Source organism: Polynucleobacter sinensis (assembly GCF_001595985.1).
Classification (GTDB): Bacteria; Pseudomonadota; Gammaproteobacteria; order Burkholderiales; family Burkholderiaceae; genus Polynucleobacter; species Polynucleobacter sinensis.
Genome location: NZ_LOJJ01000005.1, coordinates 89,549 through 106,879, shown reverse-complemented (window position 1 = coordinate 106,879; position 17,331 = coordinate 89,549). Strand labels below are relative to the sequence as shown.

The 17,331-nt window shown below is 47.8% G+C and carries 12 protein-coding genes; 5 read left to right on the top strand and 7 right to left on the bottom strand.

The window, feature by feature from the left end:
* The first annotated feature begins 98 nt into the window (after nucleotides 1–98).
* The gene (locus AOB49_RS07710) at nucleotides 99–2,291 is read left to right on the top strand and encodes a cyanophycin synthetase (protein WP_062309616.1); all 2,193 of its coding nucleotides are present in this window, start codon (nucleotides 99–101) and stop codon (nucleotides 2,289–2,291) included.
* Nucleotides 2,292–4,862 carry a cyanophycin synthetase gene (gene cphA / locus AOB49_RS07705; protein ID WP_062309614.1) on the top strand — a complete coding sequence of 857 codons (2,571 nt, stop codon included), beginning with the start codon at nucleotides 2,292–2,294 and terminating at the stop codon, nucleotides 4,860–4,862. It abuts the gene before it with no gap.
* Between the two features lie 71 nt (nucleotides 4,863–4,933).
* Here cphA and AOB49_RS07700 read toward each other — a convergent pair whose 3' ends face one another.
* From AOB49_RS07700 to AOB49_RS07675, 6 genes are all read right to left on the bottom strand, one after another.
* Entirely contained in the window at nucleotides 4,934–5,944 is a 1,011-nt protein-coding gene (locus tag AOB49_RS07700) for a class 1 fructose-bisphosphatase (protein ID WP_062309613.1), read from the bottom strand.
* A 54-nt stretch (nucleotides 5,945–5,998) separates the two neighbouring features.
* Complete coding sequence (pepN, locus tag AOB49_RS07695) at nucleotides 5,999–8,605, bottom strand: aminopeptidase N (protein WP_062309611.1); 2,607 nt, start codon at nucleotides 8,603–8,605, stop codon at nucleotides 5,999–6,001.
* Nucleotides 8,606–8,638: 33 nt separating this feature from the next.
* Entirely contained in the window at nucleotides 8,639–9,214 is a 576-nt protein-coding gene (locus AOB49_RS07690) for a TMEM165/GDT1 family protein (RefSeq protein ID WP_062309609.1), read from the bottom strand.
* Between the two features lie 116 nt (nucleotides 9,215–9,330).
* Nucleotides 9,331–10,449, bottom strand: coding sequence for an alanine dehydrogenase (ald, locus tag AOB49_RS07685; RefSeq protein WP_062309607.1), 1,119 nt, complete (start codon nucleotides 10,447–10,449; stop codon nucleotides 9,331–9,333).
* 10 nt (nucleotides 10,450–10,459) lie between these two features.
* Nucleotides 10,460–11,842 carry an amino acid permease gene (locus AOB49_RS07680; protein WP_082784104.1) on the bottom strand — a complete coding sequence of 461 codons (1,383 nt, stop codon included), beginning with the start codon at nucleotides 11,840–11,842 and terminating at the stop codon, nucleotides 10,460–10,462.
* 263 nt (nucleotides 11,843–12,105) lie between these two features.
* Nucleotides 12,106–12,858 (bottom strand): tRNA threonylcarbamoyladenosine dehydratase, encoded by a 753-nt coding sequence (locus AOB49_RS07675; RefSeq protein ID WP_062309605.1) that lies wholly within the window; start codon nucleotides 12,856–12,858, stop codon nucleotides 12,106–12,108.
* Nucleotides 12,859–12,880: 22 nt separating this feature from the next.
* Between AOB49_RS07675 and pdxH the strand changes: the two genes are divergently transcribed.
* Nucleotides 12,881–13,516 carry a pyridoxamine 5'-phosphate oxidase gene (pdxH, locus tag AOB49_RS07670; protein WP_062309603.1) on the top strand — a complete coding sequence of 212 codons (636 nt, stop codon included), beginning with the start codon at nucleotides 12,881–12,883 and terminating at the stop codon, nucleotides 13,514–13,516.
* 16 nt (nucleotides 13,517–13,532) lie between these two features.
* Here the strand turns inward: pdxH and msrA are convergent, their stop codons facing one another.
* The gene (msrA, locus tag AOB49_RS07665) at nucleotides 13,533–14,105 is read right to left on the bottom strand and encodes a peptide-methionine (S)-S-oxide reductase MsrA (RefSeq protein ID WP_062309601.1); all 573 of its coding nucleotides are present in this window, start codon (nucleotides 14,103–14,105) and stop codon (nucleotides 13,533–13,535) included.
* Between msrA and AOB49_RS07660 the strand changes: the two genes are divergently transcribed.
* Together AOB49_RS07660 and AOB49_RS07655 are read left to right on the top strand one after the other, a co-directional pair.
* Nucleotides 14,088–15,560: a coniferyl aldehyde dehydrogenase gene (locus tag AOB49_RS07660; protein WP_245640645.1), complete on the top strand. Its 1,473-nt coding sequence runs from the start codon at nucleotides 14,088–14,090 to the stop codon at nucleotides 15,558–15,560. The two genes, msrA and AOB49_RS07660, sit on opposite strands and share 18 nt — an antisense overlap.
* Nucleotides 15,561–15,814: 254 nt before the next feature.
* On the top strand, nucleotides 15,815–17,329 hold the full coding sequence (locus AOB49_RS07655) for a DEAD/DEAH box helicase (RefSeq protein WP_062309599.1): 1,515 nt from the start codon (nucleotides 15,815–15,817) through the stop codon (nucleotides 17,327–17,329).
* Nucleotides 17,330–17,331: the final 2 nt, after the last annotated feature.

Below are 17,331 nucleotides of genomic sequence, written 5' to 3'. Positions count from 1 at the left end.
TTTGTGGATTTTCAATAACTACTAGAACCAGAGAGACTGTTCGATACGACCCCGCCCTCACCTCCTGCAGCGGCGCCTTTCCTCCTCCTTTTCCACATATGCCCCAATTACTAGATAAAACCATCAAGATCCTTAGTCACAGACATCTTCGTGGCCCGAATATGTGGAGCTACAACCCAGCTCTTGAAGTGTTGATCGATATTGGAGATTTGGAAGACTACCCTTCTGACCTAATTCCTGGGTTTTACGATCGCCTCTGCAAATGCCTTCCCAGTCTTCATGAGCACCGCTGTAGCTACGGAGAGCCCGGAGGATTCCTCAAGCGTGTTGAAGAAGGCACTTGGCCAGGACACATTCTCGAGCATCTCACCATTGAACTCCAAAATTTAGCCGGGATCGCAGGTGGGTTTGGCAGGGCTCGTGATGGCGGACGTCGCGGTGTTTACAAAGTGATCGTTAGCGCCACTGAAGAGGCCGTCACATTACAGGCATTCACATTTGCGCGCGACCTTCTGCTCACCTTAATTCAAGACAATGGCGATGCTATTGCTCAAAGAGACCAGATCATTGAAGAGCTCAGGGAGCTGAGCGATGATTTGTGCCTGGGACCTAGTACAGCATGTATTGTGAATGCTGCCACTGCCCGAGAAATTCCCCATATCAGACTTTCAAGCGGTAACTTAGTGCAATTAGGCTACGGCTCCAAACAACGCCGCATCTGGACAGCAGAAACAGATCAAACCAGCGCAATTGCTGAAACCATCTCTCGCGATAAAGATCTCACTAAAAGCTTACTTGCTAGCGCCGGCGTTCCCACCCCCGAAGGCAGAACTGTTACCAGTCCAGATGATGCCTGGGAAGCAGCTCAAGAAATTGGTCTACCCGTAGTCGTTAAACCTATCGACGGCAATCATGGACGGGGGGTATTTATTAATCTATATACCCAACAAGAGATTGAAGCAGCATATGCAGTAGCGATTAATGAGGGTAGTGAAGTATTGGTTGAGCGTCACATCATTGGTGATGAGCATCGACTTCTAGTGGTGGGTAATAAGGTAGTTGCGGCCGCAAAAGGCGAAACCGTTTGGATTACTGGTGATGGCAAACATACCGTCTTAGAGTTGATTCAGATTCAGATTAATTCGGATCCGCGCCGCGGCACAACAGAAGAGTTTCCACTCAATCCAGTGCGCATTGATTCTGCTGTTGAATTAGAGCTCGCGCGCCAAAAACTCACAGGCTCAAGCATTCCACCCTTAGATCAAAAAGTATTGATTCAGAGTAACGGCAACGTTGCGTTTGACGTCACAGACTTAGTTCACCCTGAAGTAGCAAGTCAAGTTGCTTTAGCTGCTCGGGTAGTTGGCCTAGAAATTGCTGGCGTTGACTTGGTTGCACAAGACATCAGCAAGCCACTCGAATCCCAAAATGCGGCGATCGTTGAAGTGAATGCCGGTCCTGGATTATTAATGCATCTCAAACCTGCAAGCGGCAAACCCCAGCCAGTTGGTGAGGAGATAGCAAACCACTTATTTCCGCCTGACTTTGATTTCCGGATTCCTATTATTGGAATCAGCGGTAATTCCGGCAGAACCATCGTCGCTGAAATGGTTGCCCATTTCGCCAGACTCACGAATGTGCATGTTGGACTATCCACTAGCAATGGCCTCTATTTTGGCAACCGGAATATTAAGCGTACATCCCCTTCCAATTGGGAAAATGCGCGACGCACTCTACAAAATAGAGCGATTGAACTTGCCGTCATTGAAAACGACAATGCTTCACTCTTGCTTGAAGGCCTGGCCTATGATCAATGCCAAGTTGGCATTGTTTTAAATGTCGATCCACTCCAATTATTTCCTGAGCACTTTATCAGCGACGAAGATCAGCTTTTCAACGTAGTGCGCACCCAAGTCGATGTAGTCTTGCCCAACGGTGTCTGTGTACTAAATGCAGATGATCCAATGATTGTGAAGATGGCTGAGCTTAGTAAAGGTGAAGTGATGTATTTTTCGGAAAATCCATCGTCTTCAGTTATTACTGAGCATCAAGAGAAAAATGGGCGCACCATCATTGCCAGTCCGGGCGTGATCACCCTCAAACAGGGTAAATTAGAAAAAATGGTAATTCCAATTCCCGCATCAGTGAAGCGCACCTCTTTGGAGTGGGCTCCACATTTAAGCCTCTCAGCTGCAATTGGAGCTGCCTGGGCTTTGGATATTCCGTTTAACGTAATTGAAGCCGGTGTTGAGACATTTGTTTCTGATACCGCTACTGCAGCAGGAGCTTAATTGGAAATTACTCGCATCCGCATGTTGCGCGGACCAAATTTATGGAGTCGTCATACGGCTCTGGAAGCAATTGTTTCTTGTGAAGAAACTGAACGCTCCATTGATTCAATCCCACAGTTTGAAATTAAGATTCGTGAACGCTTTCCTCAACTTGGTAGTATGCGTCGCGGTGGACATAATGAAGTTCTCTCTCTAGCCCACGCTTTAGAGCATGCAGCCCTGGGCTTACAGTCTCAGGCAGGCTGCCCAGTAACTTTTAGCCGTACCGTTCCAACAATTGATGCCGGTGTTTACCAGGTTGTAGTGGAATATACCGAAGAGGTTGTTGGGCGCATGGCATTCGATTTTGCGTTTGCACTAATTCAATCAACCTTAAGCGATGTTCCATTTGATCTCGCGGCCGCCCTCGCTGAATTAGAAGCTCTCTACGAAGATGTTCGCCTCGGGCCAAGCACAGGCTCTATCGTTGATGCGGCGTTACAAAGAAATATTCCGTATCGCCGAATGACCGAAGGCAGCATGGTGCAATTTGGCTGGGGTAGTAAACAAAAACGCATACAAGCAGCTGAGACAAGCGCTACTAGCGCAATTGCAGAAGCTATTGCGCAAGACAAAGAACTCACTAAAAATTTACTCGCAGCTGCAGGTGTGTCCGTTCCAATCGGGGAAGTTGTCACTACCGCAGATGATGCTTGGCGCGCTGCCCAAAAAATTGGTGGCCCCGTAGTTCTTAAACCTAAAGATGGAAATCAGGGCAAGGGTGTTGTTGCCAATATTCAAACCGAAGCGGAAGTACGAGCAGGCTTTGAGGTCACCCAAGGTTTCGGCCGAGAAACTATCGTTGAGCGCTATCTTCCTGGCGCGGATTATCGCCTCCTCGTTGTTGGCAATCGTCTTTCAGCTGCTGCCCGCCGCGAACCTGCTCAGGTTGTCGGGGATGGTAAGCATACGATTGCAGAGCTAGTTGAGCTGGAAAATAAAAATCCATTGCGAGGCGATGGCCACGCTACAGCATTAACGAAGATCCGCTTTGATGACATTGCGCTTGCTCATCTCGCTAGTAACAATCTCACTCCGCAATATGTCCCTAAAACTGGTGAACGTGTTTTATTACGTCATAACGCTAATCTCAGCACCGGCGGAACTGCGACCGATGTCACGGATGATGTTCATCCAGATGTAGCTGCTAGCGCAATTGCAGCAGCGCAAATGATCGGTCTTGATATTGCCGGTGTAGACATTCTGTGTGAAGCAATCTATAAGCCCTTAGAAGCACAAGGTGGCGGCATTGTTGAAGTCAATGCCGCGCCTGGCTTGCGTATGCATCTAAAACCCTCGTACGGCAAGAGTCGCCCAGTTGGTGAAGACATCATCAATATGATGTACCCACTAGGTGAGGATGGTCGCATTCCGGTAGTAGCGGTTACCGGTACGAATGGTAAAACCACGACTGTTCGTTTAATCTCCCACCTACTCAACCAGACTGGCTTACGTGTCGGCATGACCACCACTGATGGCGTCTATATCAATCATCGCCTAATAGATTCTGGAGACTGCAGCGGTCCTAAGAGCGCACGTAACGTCCTTATGCACCCCGATGTTGATGCCGCCGTACTGGAAACTGCTCGTGGAGGCTTGCTCCGTGAAGGCCTTGGTTTTGACCGCTGCGAAGTTGCAGTGGTGACCAATATTGGCGAAGGCGATCATCTAGGCCTCAATTACATTACCAGCGTTGAAGATCTGGCCATCCTTAAAAGAGTGATCGTTCAAAACGTTGCTCCAACTGGCGCAGCTGTCTTAAATGCAGCCGATCCAATTGTTGTCAAAATGGGTGATGTTTGCACTGGTCGCGTGATTTTCTTTGCCCAAAATCAACACCATCCTGTCATCGCAGCACATCGCGCTAAGAATAAGAAAGTAATTTACTTTGATGGCACTCACATCGTGGCATCCAAGGGATCGCGCATACTCCTGCGCTTTCCGGTAAGTGAGATTCCATTTACCCAGAATGGAGTTTTAGGATTCCAAATAGAAAATGCAATGGCCTCTATTGGCGCTGCATGGGCCTTAGGCTTAGATACCGACGCGATTGCCCGCGGACTTCTGACCTTTGAAAGCTCTGCAAACGCCGTCCCTGGACGCTTCAATCAGTTCCAACACAAAGGCGCCACGGTTATTGCCGACTATGGACACAATCCTGATGCAATGCGTGCCCTAGCAAGTGCAATTGAAGCGATGAAGCCCAAGAGAAGTCATGTTGTTATTAGTGGCGCCGGCGATCGCCGTGACGAGGATATTCGTGATCTCACTCGTATCTTAGGTAATAGCTTTGACAACGTCATTCTCTATCAAGATCAATGTCAACGCGGTCGCGCAGATGGCGAGGTGCTCAAACTTTTGCAGGAAGGTTTAGTAGGTACCAAGAAAGCGAAGCAAGTCAAAGAGATTACCGGTGAATTCTTGGCAATTGATACTGCCCTAAACGATTTAGCAGAGGGTGATATTTGCTTGATATTAATCGATCAAGTAGAGGAATCGCTGGCATATCTTAAGGAAAAAGTTCATCCTTAAGAGAATCCGTCCAAAACAAAAAGCCCAATCAACGGATTGGGCTTTTTTTTATTCACGAATATCACGAAACATTAAGCTTGTGAATGGTAATGCTGCAAACGCTCAATCTCCTCTTTAGAGCCCAGCATGACAGAAACGCGCTCATGTAAATCGGTTGGCACTAGATCCATGATCAGATGCTCGCCATTTGTGGAGGCGCCACCCGCCTGTTCCACCAAGAAGCTCATGGGGTTTGCCTCATACATTAATCGCAACTTTCCTGGCTTATGAGGCTCACGCTGATCCCATGGGTACATAAAAATACCGCCCCGAGAGAGTACGCGATGAACATCGGCCACCATTGAGGCAATCCAACGCATATTGAAGTCTTTATCACGCTCGCCGCTCGCACCCGCTAAACATTCCTCAACATAACGACGCACAGGCTCAGCCCAATGGCGCATATTGGACATATTGATCGCAAATTCTTTGGTGGAGTGTGCAATTTCTACAGAATCCTTAATTAATACAAAATCACCAGTGACCTTGTTTAAAGTGAACATCACTACGCCATCACCCAGCGTTAAAGCCATGGTGGTCTGAGGACCGTACACCACATAACCAGCAGCTACTTGATGACGGCCTGACAATAAAAAATCGGATGTCTGCAAAGGTGTAGAAGGATCTTGTTTTTTGAGAATTGAGAAAATAGTTCCGATAGAGACATTCACATCAATATTTGATGAGCCATCTAATGGATCAAACAAGAGTAAATAATCACCGGTTCCATGAACTTCCACTGGCAACTCCATTTCCTCGGAAGCCAGTCCGGCTAGAGATTTACACCCTTGCACGCCCTCAATTAACAAGTCATTGGCGATGATGTCCAGTTTTTGCTGAACTTCACCCTGAACATTGCCAGATCCAGCAGAACCCAATAAACCAATCAAGGCACCCTGCGCCACCTCATGACTCAAAGTTGAGCAAGTATCCGCGACTGCAAGCAATAGCTCTTGCAGGCCAGCAGGGATCGCAACACCCTTCACTCTCGAGGTTTGAAGGTATTGCTTGAAATTCAGATTAAATTGATTTGCAGCAGTCAAAAGGAGCTTCTCCGTAATGGGTTTATTTCTGTCTTAGCGCTATTTTGCCTTGTTCTACTGAGATTCATTCGCCAAAGCCTTAGAAACGACCTCTTTGACATCGGCAGAGAGGGTTTGGCAGGCCACGACCTGCTTTAGAGCTACCAACATAAGATCCCGGTAAGGTTGGGCGAAGTGACGCCAGCGATCCAAGCCTCTGGCCAGGCGGGAGGCTACCTGAGGGTTAATCGAATCCAAGGTAAGAACAGATTCCGCCCAAAATTCATAGCCACTTCCATCCGCTTGGTGAAAACTTGCTGGGTTATTCATACAAAATGCATGAATAACACTTCGGACCCGGTTGGGATTATTCAGCCTAAAGGCGTCATGTTCTCGCAGACGCTTCACTTCCTGCAATGTGGGTTCGGCACCTGGCACAGGTGGGCGACTAGACTGCAGTGCAAACCACTTATCAATGACCAAAGCGTCATCAGCAAAGCGCTGATAAAAATCCTCCAGACAAGCTGATGCTAATTTTGAACCATGAATCACTAAACCCGCTAAAGCAGCGTAGCGATCAGTCATGTTGTCCGCATTTTGATATTGATTAACCGCCATTGGGGCCCAGATCAACGGATCTGCATCAAGCAGCATACTCAGCGCTAAGTTTTTCAAACCACGCTTTCCGGCACTGGCTGCATCCGGACTAAATGGTTCTGCTGACTGCATTTGTTGATAGAGCGCCGCCCACTCAATACGCAGCTCACTGGCGATCGCATGACGGAAGGCTCGACGGGCAGAGTAGATTTTTTGGGGATCCACACTAACGCACTGCTCATAAAGATAGGCTTCAGCCGGCAAAGTTAAAGCCAACTCCTTGAAGGCGGGATCAAGCTCTGGATTGGTCAAAAGATTGCGATAAGCCTCAATCAATGCCGTATCAGGCACACGACCCTCCAGGATCATTTGCATAGCCAACTTTTGCCCAGCCTCCCAGCGATTAAATGCATCATCATCACTTGAAAGCATGATTAATAAATCCGCTTCGCTTTGCTCAAAACTTAAATGAATGGGTGCCGAGAAATTTCGATTGATAGATAAAACTGGTCGATGCTGAATATTATTAAATGTCCAACTTTGCTGATCCTGAGTAAGCTCAAGCAAAAACTCCGCCTGATCATCCGCAGGCGTTAGCAATCGCATCTTCAAAGGAATATGGAACGGTTTGCTTTCAGGCTTTGCCAAGCTCTGCGCCAAGGTAATCTGATACTCTTTTTTTGCAGCATCATAAGACTCTTTCACGCTCACTCTGGGAGTGCCAGCTTGACTGTACCAATGCTTGAATTGGGAAAGATCTCGGCCGTTAGCATCCGCCATAGCAGATAGAAAATCATCACAAGTCACTGCTTGACCATCATGGCGCTTGAAGTAGAGATCCATCCCCTTGCGGAAGCCCTCAACACCCAATAGGGTTTGGTACATACGCACCACTTCGGCACCCTTCTCGTAGACTGTGACCGTATAGAAATTATTAATCTCCTGATACTCGTCTGGACGAATTGGATGGGACATTGGGCCCGCATCCTCAGGAAATTGCAATTGACGCAGTAGACGCACATCCTCAATTCGTTTTACCGCTCTACCCGATTCACTTCCCATTTGATCTGCTGAAAACTCTTGATCGCGAAAGACCGTTAAACCCTCTTTGAGGGAAAGCTGAAACCAATCGCGACAAGTGACTCGATTGCCTGTCCAGTTATGGAAATACTCATGCGCAACCACGCTCTCAATATTGGCAAAATCAGCATCTGTCGCTGTCTCGGGTTGAGCCAATACATATTTAGTATTAAAGATGTTCAGGCCCTTGTTCTCCATCGCACCCATATTGAAATCGCCTACCGCGACGATCATGAACCGCTCTAAATCCAATTCAAGACCAAAGCGCTTCTCATCCCAATGAATTGACGCAATAAGAGAGTCCATGGCATGTCGAGTCTTCTGAAGATCATGGGGCTCCACCCAAATTTGGAGTAATTTTTTAGCACCACTACTCGTGTAAATAATTTCTTCGACACACTCAAGCTTTCCGGCAACTAGAGCAAACAAATAGGATGGTTTCGGAAATGGATCTTCCCAGATTGCACTATGCCAGCCATTAGGTAACTTCTCTGTACCAACTAAATTACCGTTAGACAATAAAACTGGATATTCCGTCTCGCGTGCGCGCAAAGTCACACGATAGCGCGCCATAACGTCAGGCCTATCCAAGAAGTAAGTAATTTTTCTGAAACCTTCCGCCTCACACTGGGTAAAAAAGTTGCCATTAGAAACATACAAACCCATGAGAGAGGTATTTTTCTCCGGAACGCATATGCAAATAATTTCAACGATGAAAGACTGCTTACCATCATTTGGTAAAGCATGGATGGTTAATGTTTCAGGAGTGAGTTCAAACTGGCGATGAGCCTCTCCATTAATACGCAAGCTCACAAACTCAAGCTCATGCCCCTGCAATACCAATGGCGCACCCGCCTCATAGCCTTGCCCGGGCAAAACCTCTAAACGACTCTTCACAATCGTTCTAGCGGGGTCTAGAGCAATGTCTAGCTCAACTTGCCCAAAAGTGTAATTTGGAGGACGGTATTCGAGCCTATGAAAGCTCTGCGGAAGATCTGTTTTCATGGGGCAATTTTAAGCCCCAAGAGGGACTTTAGCTCAACCCCAAATGAGCGTAGCCGCACCAATTGCGATAAAGGTAACGGCCGCAATAGCATGCACCCATTTAATCGGCATACGCTTAGTGAATTTCTGCCCAATCCATACCGCCGGAGCGTTAGCCACCATCATCCCCAAAGTGGTGCCCATAGTCACCGAAAATACATCGGGATACTTTGCACCTAAGGCAATGGTTGCTATTTGAGTCTTATCACCCATCTCTGCCAAGAAAAATAGCCCTACGGTCAAGATAAAAACCTGAAACGCGCGATCCGCGACTTTAGATCCGGCAGCATCGTCAATATGATCAGGAACCAAAAGCCATAAACCGATCCCCAGGAAACTTAAACCCAAGATCCACTTGAGCATATCTGGACTAACAAACGAAGTAAGCCAGTGGCCTAGAAACGCCGCACACGCATGATTAGCAATTGTCGCAATGAAGATGCCGCAAATAATCGCCAAAGCCTGCTTGGGATAGCGTGCTGCGAGCATTAAGGAAAGAAGCTGGGTCTTGTCACCCATTTCGGCCAAAGCGACAACGCCTGTAGAAAGCGCTAATGCGGAAAGATCCATAAATTCAGCATGATGTGTTGTTTTGCAATGCCGAAATCATAGCGGATAAATATGACAAGACTAGGTTTAATACAAATGCTAGCACCCCGGAAGATGCTAGCGTCATCTACACGACCTTAAGCCGCAAGCAACTCATCAGTAGGCACAAAGTCCAGATTCTGGGCTGTGGCTACCGGCTCTGAAGTTAAATTACCTCGATAAACGCTAAGGCCATTACGCAAATGGTGGTCATGAGTTAAAGCCATCATGACACCTCGATTTGCTAATGCCTCGACAAAGGGATAGGTGGCATTAGTTAATGCAAACGTGGAAGTACGAGCAACTGCGCCCGGCATATTTGCTACGCAATAGTGAAGCACGCCATCAACAATAAAAGTTGGATCAGCATGCGTCGTTGGCTTAGACGTCTCAAAACAACCCCCTTGATCAATTGCTACATCCACCACAATTGCCCCAGCCTTCATCTTGCGCACCATCTCTCGCGATACAAGCTTGGGCGCTGCAGCCCCTGGGAGCAGAACAGCACCAATCACAACATCCGCTTCACAGACCTCCATCTCAACCAATAAAGGATCCGCATAAAAGGTTCGAACGCGGTTTCCGCACAAGATATCAATCTGTCTTAAACGGTCGATATCCCGATCAAAAATACATACGTCAGCACCCATACCGACAGCCATTTGTAGTGCGTTACGGCCTACCACTCCCGCACCCAAAATCACTACCTTTGCAGGAGCAACCCCAGGCACACCCGCCATCAAAATTCCAAGACCGCCATGTGTTTTTTCCAGATGGGTTGCAGCCGCCTGAATAGACATCCGGCCCGCCACCTCACTCATTGGAGCTAATAATGGCAAGCCACCATTACATGAGGTCACTGTTTCATAGGCAATACAGCTTGCCCCCGATGCGAGTAAAGCTTTAGTCTGTGTTGGATCGGGCGCCAAATGCAAATAGGTGAATAGAATTTGATCCTCTCGCAACATCGCGCATTCTTGGGACTGCGGCTCTTTGACTTTCACAATCATCTCCGCCTTAGCAAAGACTTCGGCGGCACTATTGATCAAAGTGGCACCCGCCAAGCGATAAGACTCATCGCTCAAACCAATTTGCTCACCTGCGCCACGCTGTATTAGCACCGAGTGACCCTGCTTACACAGCCCCCGCACATTACCTGGAGTTAAGCCAACACGAAATTCATTATTTTTTACTTCTTGAGGTACGCCAACAATCATTTAAGTCTCCTTATTTGAATTCACGATTGAGTTTTGTTTTGCGATGCAAGCCAACGAGATAAAACATGGCGAGATACACACCTAATAAACACGGCCCCAGAACTAAGGCTATCCGTGCATCCTCATGAAATCCCATTAGCACCACAACCAGGGCAATGAATGCCAATGCAAACCACGAGGAATAAGGCCACCAAGGTGCGCGATAAGCTAACTTCGCAACCTGGGTTTTGGTAAGTGAACGACGAAATTGAATTTGGGTGAACAAAATAGCAATCCACACCATGAGACCAACAAAAGTCACTGCGGCCATAATGTACTGAAAGGCTTTATCAGGCACAAAATAGTTAAGCACCACACCAGTCATGCAGACTGCCACGGTCGCCATGACTGCTCGATGCGGAACGCCATATTTTGAGAGTTTCGCGAATGGTGAAGGAGCGTAGCCATTAACTGACAAGGCGTACAACAGCCGTCCGCCGCTGAAGATACCGGCATTGCACGACGACAAAGCAGCAGTAATCACCACAAAATTAATGATGCCTGCAGCCTCTCGTAAGCCGATGCGCTCAAACATGACAACGAATGGACTGCCTTGCTGACCGACTTCATTCCAAGGGAATATTGCCAGGATCACTAGGATTGCACCCATGTAAAAAATTAAGATGCGCCATGCCAAGGAATCAATTGCCATCGGAATGGTTTTACGTGGGTTCTCTGCCTCGCCAGCAGATAAACCAATCATCTCAATCCCAACATAAGCAAACAAGACCATCTGCAAGGAGAGCAGCATGCCGCTAATACCATTTGGGAAGAAGCCACCGTGTTGCCAAAGATTGCCAAATCCAATTGGGCTCCAGTCATTTGTAAAGCCAAAGAAAATGACCGATCCACCAAGTGCAATCATGGCAACAATGGCAACTACCTTAATTAAGGCAAACCAAAATTCAAACTCACCAAATACTTTGACGGCAATCAGGTTAATCAAACCCATCATCAGAATTGAAGACAGTGCCCAAATCCACTGCGGCGTTTCGGGAAACCAGATCCCCATATAAATACCAACAGCCGTAACCTCCGCAATGCCGACCACAATCCAGTAGGTCCAATAACCCCAGCCCACCATATAACCAGCGAGAGGCCCAACATAGCTATTGGCATAGGCTGCGAATGAACCTGCTACCGGCTCATGCACTGCCATCTCACCAAGTGTTCGAAGCACAATGAATGCCACGATGCCAGCCAAGAGATAACCCAAGAGGATGGAAGGTCCAGCAATTTGTATTGCACTTGCCGAGCCAAGAAATAATCCAACGCCAATCGTTGATCCCAAAGCCATGAGACGAATATGCCGTACTTTGAGATGGCGCTTTAAACCAGTGTGTTCAGTCTGCAAGAGAGACCTCCTTTCGATTTGTCGTTGGCAACTCACCAACGGAGCAAAGTCTAGGGATCACTTTCGATCTGCACTAGGGGCTAAAAATAGCCAAAGTGACTAAATCAATAAATATGGGGACTTAAAAATGGGCCTGCCCTGTAAACAAAAGACAAGGGATTTTTCATAACCAAGGGGACGACAACAGAATCCGTAATTTCCTACAGGGATTCCCCTTAAAGAATTAGAGCGTAATCAGCTCTCTTCAAGCCATTTGAAGAAATTTATTCTTGAGTAGCGATTAAATTCAGAATTTCAGCAGCAGCTGCCAAGCCACATGCGGCAGTAACCATCACGGTTGATCCATACCCAGAGCAAGCCAGTCCGCCAGTAGCCACACCAGCTCTTGGTTCATGGGAATAAATTGCCCTGATACCGATTTTTTTCTTTAAGTTTCTCGAGAAGCCATGATCCTGTCGCAAGCCTTGTCGAACCTTTGCCAACAGAGCATCCTGCTCCGTTCGAGAGAGATCGTCGCAGCGCACTGAAGTAGGGTCGGACTTGCCACCGGCCGCACCACACATCACTAATGCGCGTTGATTTTTGGTGGCCCAAACTGCTAAAGCAATTTTGGTCTGCACTGAGTCAGTAGCATCCAGAACAATTGCACCTTCAGGAATGATGCGATCTAAATTCGCTGGCTCCAAAAACTCATCATGCGCCGTCAAAGCAATGTCAGGATTAATTTGTTTAATACGGTCGAACATGGCCTGAACTTTTGCCTTGCCATACTCACCTTCAAGCGCATGAATTTGGCGGTTCGTATTACTCTCCGCGATGTGATCAAAATCAACCAAAACAAGATGGCCAATTGCAGTGCGCGCGAGTGCCTCAGCCGCCCAAGAACCAACGCCACCTAATCCAGCCACTACCACCGTAGCATTGCGAAAGCGCTCACGCAACTCGGGGCCATATAGGCGAGCAACACCGCCAAAACGGCGATCCTGCAAACTGTCTTCTATCTTGTCTTCTGCCATAGCTTCTCTTTATACTGAAAAAATGGATTCCATAGCTCAACTCCGCAAAAACTATACCTTTGGCCAACTTTCTGAAACCGAGGTTCCAGCCAACCCACTCACCCTGTTTCAACTATGGTTTGACCAAGCTATTAAGGCAGAGTGTCCTGAACCGAACTCTATGACCCTAGCAACTGCCGATAAAGCGGGTAATCCATCAGCCCGTATTGTCTTACTAAAAGGCGCCGACCAAGCAGGCTTTACCTTCTTTACGAACTATGAAAGCCAAAAAGGTAAGGATTTAGCTGCTCGCCCTCATGCCGCCCTGTTATTTCATTGGCATGAACTTGAGCGCCAAGTGCGCATTAAAGGCGCCGTCGAAAAAGTTACCCCACTAGAAAGTGATGAATACTTTCATTCACGTCCAACAGCCTCGCGCATTGGCGCATGGGCCTCGCCACAAAGCGCGGAAATTCCTAATCGCGAATTTTTAGAGCGGGCTGAAAAACGTTTTGCCGATCAATATGGCACGCAACCACCGCGACCTGAGCATTGGGGCGGATATCGCCTACATCCAATGGAAATCGAATTCTGGCAAGGTCGCCCTTCACGCCTTCACGACCGCATTCATTACCAGCTAGAAGGCTCAGCCTGGCGAATTACTCGCTTAGCCCCCTAAAGAGATTAAGCAATTTTTACCGATACTCTGGAGCGATCAAAGACTGAAACTTTGCTCTAAATTTTGCTAATTTAGGCGCAACTACCGCCATGCAATAACCCTGCCCGGGGTGCTGACGGAAATAGTTTTGGTGATACTCCTCCGCCGGATAAATAACTGGTGCATCTTCAATTTGAGTGACGATTGGATTGGCATAAACACCAGCATCATCCAGTAGTTGAACCACCTCTTGCGCAATGATTTTTTGCGCCTCGCTATGCGTAAATATGACTGAACGATATTGCGTGCCATGATCATTTCCCTGATAGTTCAACGTCGTTGGATCATGGATTACAAATAAGATCTCCAATAAATCTCGGTAAGACACTATTTTGGGGTCGAAATAAATATCCACAATCTCAGCGTGACCCGTCAGCCCTGAGCAAACGGCTTCGTAGCTTGGATTGGGCATTGCGCCACCCGCATAACCTGATATCACGGCCTGCACCCCGAAAATTTGCTGGTAAACCGCCTCCAAACACCAAAAACAGCCGCCACCTAAGGTAGCGCGCTCAAGATCTGCAGGATTTTTATGGATGATTTCGCTCATGGCTTTATCCTAACGCCTTATTCAATCGTTTGCTTGCAGCCTATACCAACAATGTCCATAAATCGCTTTACGCTCCAGTTAGATGAAATCAAAGCAGCCTATGCTGCCGAACCCAACCCTACGCTTGAGGTTCGCCTGGAGCGCATTGGACGTATTGAGCGGATGGTTGCCGACAATGAAGAAAAAATATGTAAAGCCCTCCAAGCAGATTTTGGTGTTCGTCATCCAATTGAGAGCAGACTACTTGAGTTTCAAATGGTGTACCAAGCCTGCAAATACACGCGCAAACATCTGAAGAATTGGATGAAGCCGCATTTGGTGGAGACACCAGGTTTTTTAGGATCCTCGCACGCTTGGACTGAAATGCAATCGATGGGGGTCATAGGCATCATGAGCCCATGGAACTATCCCGTTCAACTTGCGCTTGTTCCCGCTATCGCTGCGCTTGCGGCTGGTAATCGCGTTTGGTTAAAGCCTTCCGAAAGAAGCTCCCGTACCTCAGGATTTCTAGCCAATCTGATTCAGGAATATTTTCATCCAAGTGAATTTTGCGTCACTACGGGCGGCACAGACATAGCAGAATCTTTTGCAGCACTACCGTTTGACCATCTCTTTTTTACCGGCTCCGAACAAGTTGGTAAAAAAGTCATGCGGGCAGCAGCCGACCATCTCACTCCAGTAACGCTTGAGCTCGGAGGCAAGTCGCCCGCCATCGTTGATCCATCGGCCAAATTAAAAGATGCTGCCGCTAGCATTATTTATGGCAAATTAATTAATGCAGGGCAGACTTGTATAGCGCCCGACTATGTATTAATTCATGCAAACAATAGCGATGAGTTCGTAAGAGAACTTCAACATGCTGCTCAAAAACAATTTGCTAACCCAGAAGAATTTACTGGGCCAATCGATGAACAACAACTCAGTCGCTGGAACCTGCTAGTGCAGGATGCCGTTGATCGAGGAGCAGAGGCAATTCCCCTCATCTCTTTTGATCAAAACTCATCTCCAGCGTTTATGCCCATCGTCCTACTCAATGTTTCTGAAGATGCCCTACTGATGCAGGAAGAAATCTTCGGACCTATTCTGCCGATCATCGCCATTAACGATCTCGACTCAACCATTCGATATATCAACGACAATCCAAAATCACTTGCGCTCTACTGGTTCGGCAAAGATAAAAAGGCAATGCAGCGCATCCTGAGTGAAACTCGCTCGGGAGGGGTGACCATTAATGACACCCTATTACATGCTGCAGTAGAGGATTTGCCATTTGGTGGTACCGGTGCCAGCGGTATGGGCGCATACCATGGCAAGACAGGGTTTGAGACCTTTAGTGTTCGTAAATCAATCCTGGAGACTCGAGGATTCTTTGGTCTGAATTTCTTTCGAGGTACACAATTAGTCCGACCACCCTACGGCAAAGGGGTTGAGCGATTATTGCGCTGGCTACGTTAATTGCATTGCTAGTAATTAATTCGGGAAAACCCTTGTAATTCCTTTCTTAAAATGTCATAATGAGAGGCTTTTTAAAGCAATTTGATTCATCGCCCCCCAGCTATATTTCAGCGTACCGTTTAGAAGTCATAAACACCGAAGTTTAAAAAAACGCGCTGCCGCCTGTCTGATGGTCGATGCCTTTGACCATCACACTCAATAAAAAACAGAGAGTGTATACACGGAGACATCCCTTAAAGGGGATGTGTAATAGCATGACTTTTTCTAAAGAAACCAATCCTGCTGGAAATGATTTCCAGTCTTTTGCCCTCGCGGCACCACTTCTTAAAAACGTTGCTGAATTGGGTTACACCCAGGCCACTCCAGTGCAAGCTCAGGTTATTCCTGCAGCTCTCGCTGGCGGTGACTTATTAGTCAGCAGCCAAACTGGTAGCGGTAAAACCGCGGCCTTTTTATTGCCTTTGATTAATCAACTCATCGAAGACAACCCAAATAGCTCACCTGTACCAGGTCGCGCACAACCTAAAGTGTTGGTGCTCTGCCCTACTCGTGAATTAGCTCAGCAGGTTGCCGCAGATGCAGTGAACTTAGTTCGCGGCATGAAAGGCATCCGAATCGCAACTGTGATGGGTGGCATGCCTTACGGCAAGCAGATCCAAGCACTGAAGGGCGCATTGCTAGTTGTCGCAACACCAGGTCGTTTACTCGACTTGAGCGATAGCAAGGCCATTCGCTTAGACGATGTAAAACAACTCGTTATCGACGAAGCCGATCGCATGCTCGACATGGGATTTGCGGATGATCTCGAGGCGATTGATAAGCGTTGCGCTGGGCGCAATCAAACTCTCATGTTCTCGGCAACTTTTGCACCAAAGATTATGTCTCTGGCTAATGAATTGACGACTAACGCCAAGCGCATTGAGCTTGCTCATGCTGGCGAAAAGCATGCCAACATTGAGCAGAAATTGCACTGGGCTGACAACATGTCACACAAACATAAATTACTCGAGCACATTTTGGCTGACGCCTCTTTGGATCAAGCAGTTGTGTTTGCAAGCACTCAAGTTGAAAGCGAAAAAATTGCTGATACATTGCGTGCCAACGGTTACGAAGCAAGCGCCCTGCACGGTGCAATGCCTCAAGCTGTTCGTATGCGTCGTCTTGAGTCTCTTCGCAAAGGTCATACCAAGATTTTGGTTGCAACCGATGTCGCCGCTCGCGGCATTGATGTGCCCCGTATCAGTCACGTGATTAACTTTGGCTTGCCAATGAAACCCGAAGACTATACGCACCGCATCGGTAGAACTGGACGCGCTGGTCGTAATGGCGTAGCAATTACTTTGGTTGAACATCGTGATCGCGCCAAGATTCGCAACATCGAGCGCTTCACACAGCAAGATATCGTTGCTTCTGTAATTGATGGTCTTGAGCCACAAGCCAAACCTAGCTTTGGTGGTGGTGGCGGTCGTCCAGGTGGTCGCTCTGGTGGTGGCGGCTTTGGTGGTCGTTCCGGTGGCGGTGGTCGCTCTGGTGGTGGCGGCTTTGGTGGTGGTCGCTCCGGTGGCGGTGGTGGCAACCGTTCTGGCAATCATTTTGAATCCCGCTCTGGCGACTCACGCCCTGCTGGTGCCAATCGTTTTGCTGATTCTCGCCCTGCCCGCTCTGCTGACTCACGTCCAGCTCGCTCTGGTGACTCTCGTCCATCCGCTGGTCCACGTTTTGCTAAACCAAAATCTGGCGGTCAACGTAGAAACTTCAGCGGTAGCTAAAA

Coding starts and splice junctions, on each gene's coding strand:
- AOB49_RS07660 (WP_245640645.1), top strand. CDS start 14,088: ATGGATGATTTCGCTCATGGCTTTATCCTAACGCCTTATTCAATCGTT.
- ald (WP_062309607.1), bottom strand. CDS start 10,449: ATGATTGTTGGCGTACCTCAAGAAGTAAAAAATAATGAATTTCGTGTT.
- pepN (WP_062309611.1), bottom strand. CDS start 8,605: ATGAAAACAGATCTTCCGCAGAGCTTTCATAGGCTCGAATACCGTCCT.
- AOB49_RS07675 (WP_062309605.1), bottom strand. CDS start 12,858: ATGGCAGAAGACAAGATAGAAGACAGTTTGCAGGATCGCCGTTTTGGC.
- msrA (WP_062309601.1), bottom strand. CDS start 14,105: ATGAGCGAAATCATCCATAAAAATCCTGCAGATCTTGAGCGCGCTACC.
- AOB49_RS07710 (WP_062309616.1), top strand. CDS start 99: ATGCCCCAATTACTAGATAAAACCATCAAGATCCTTAGTCACAGACAT.
- AOB49_RS07690 (WP_062309609.1), bottom strand. CDS start 9,214: ATGGATCTTTCCGCATTAGCGCTTTCTACAGGCGTTGTCGCTTTGGCC.
- pdxH (WP_062309603.1), top strand. CDS start 12,881: ATGGATTCCATAGCTCAACTCCGCAAAAACTATACCTTTGGCCAACTT.
- AOB49_RS07655 (WP_062309599.1), top strand. CDS start 15,815: ATGACTTTTTCTAAAGAAACCAATCCTGCTGGAAATGATTTCCAGTCT.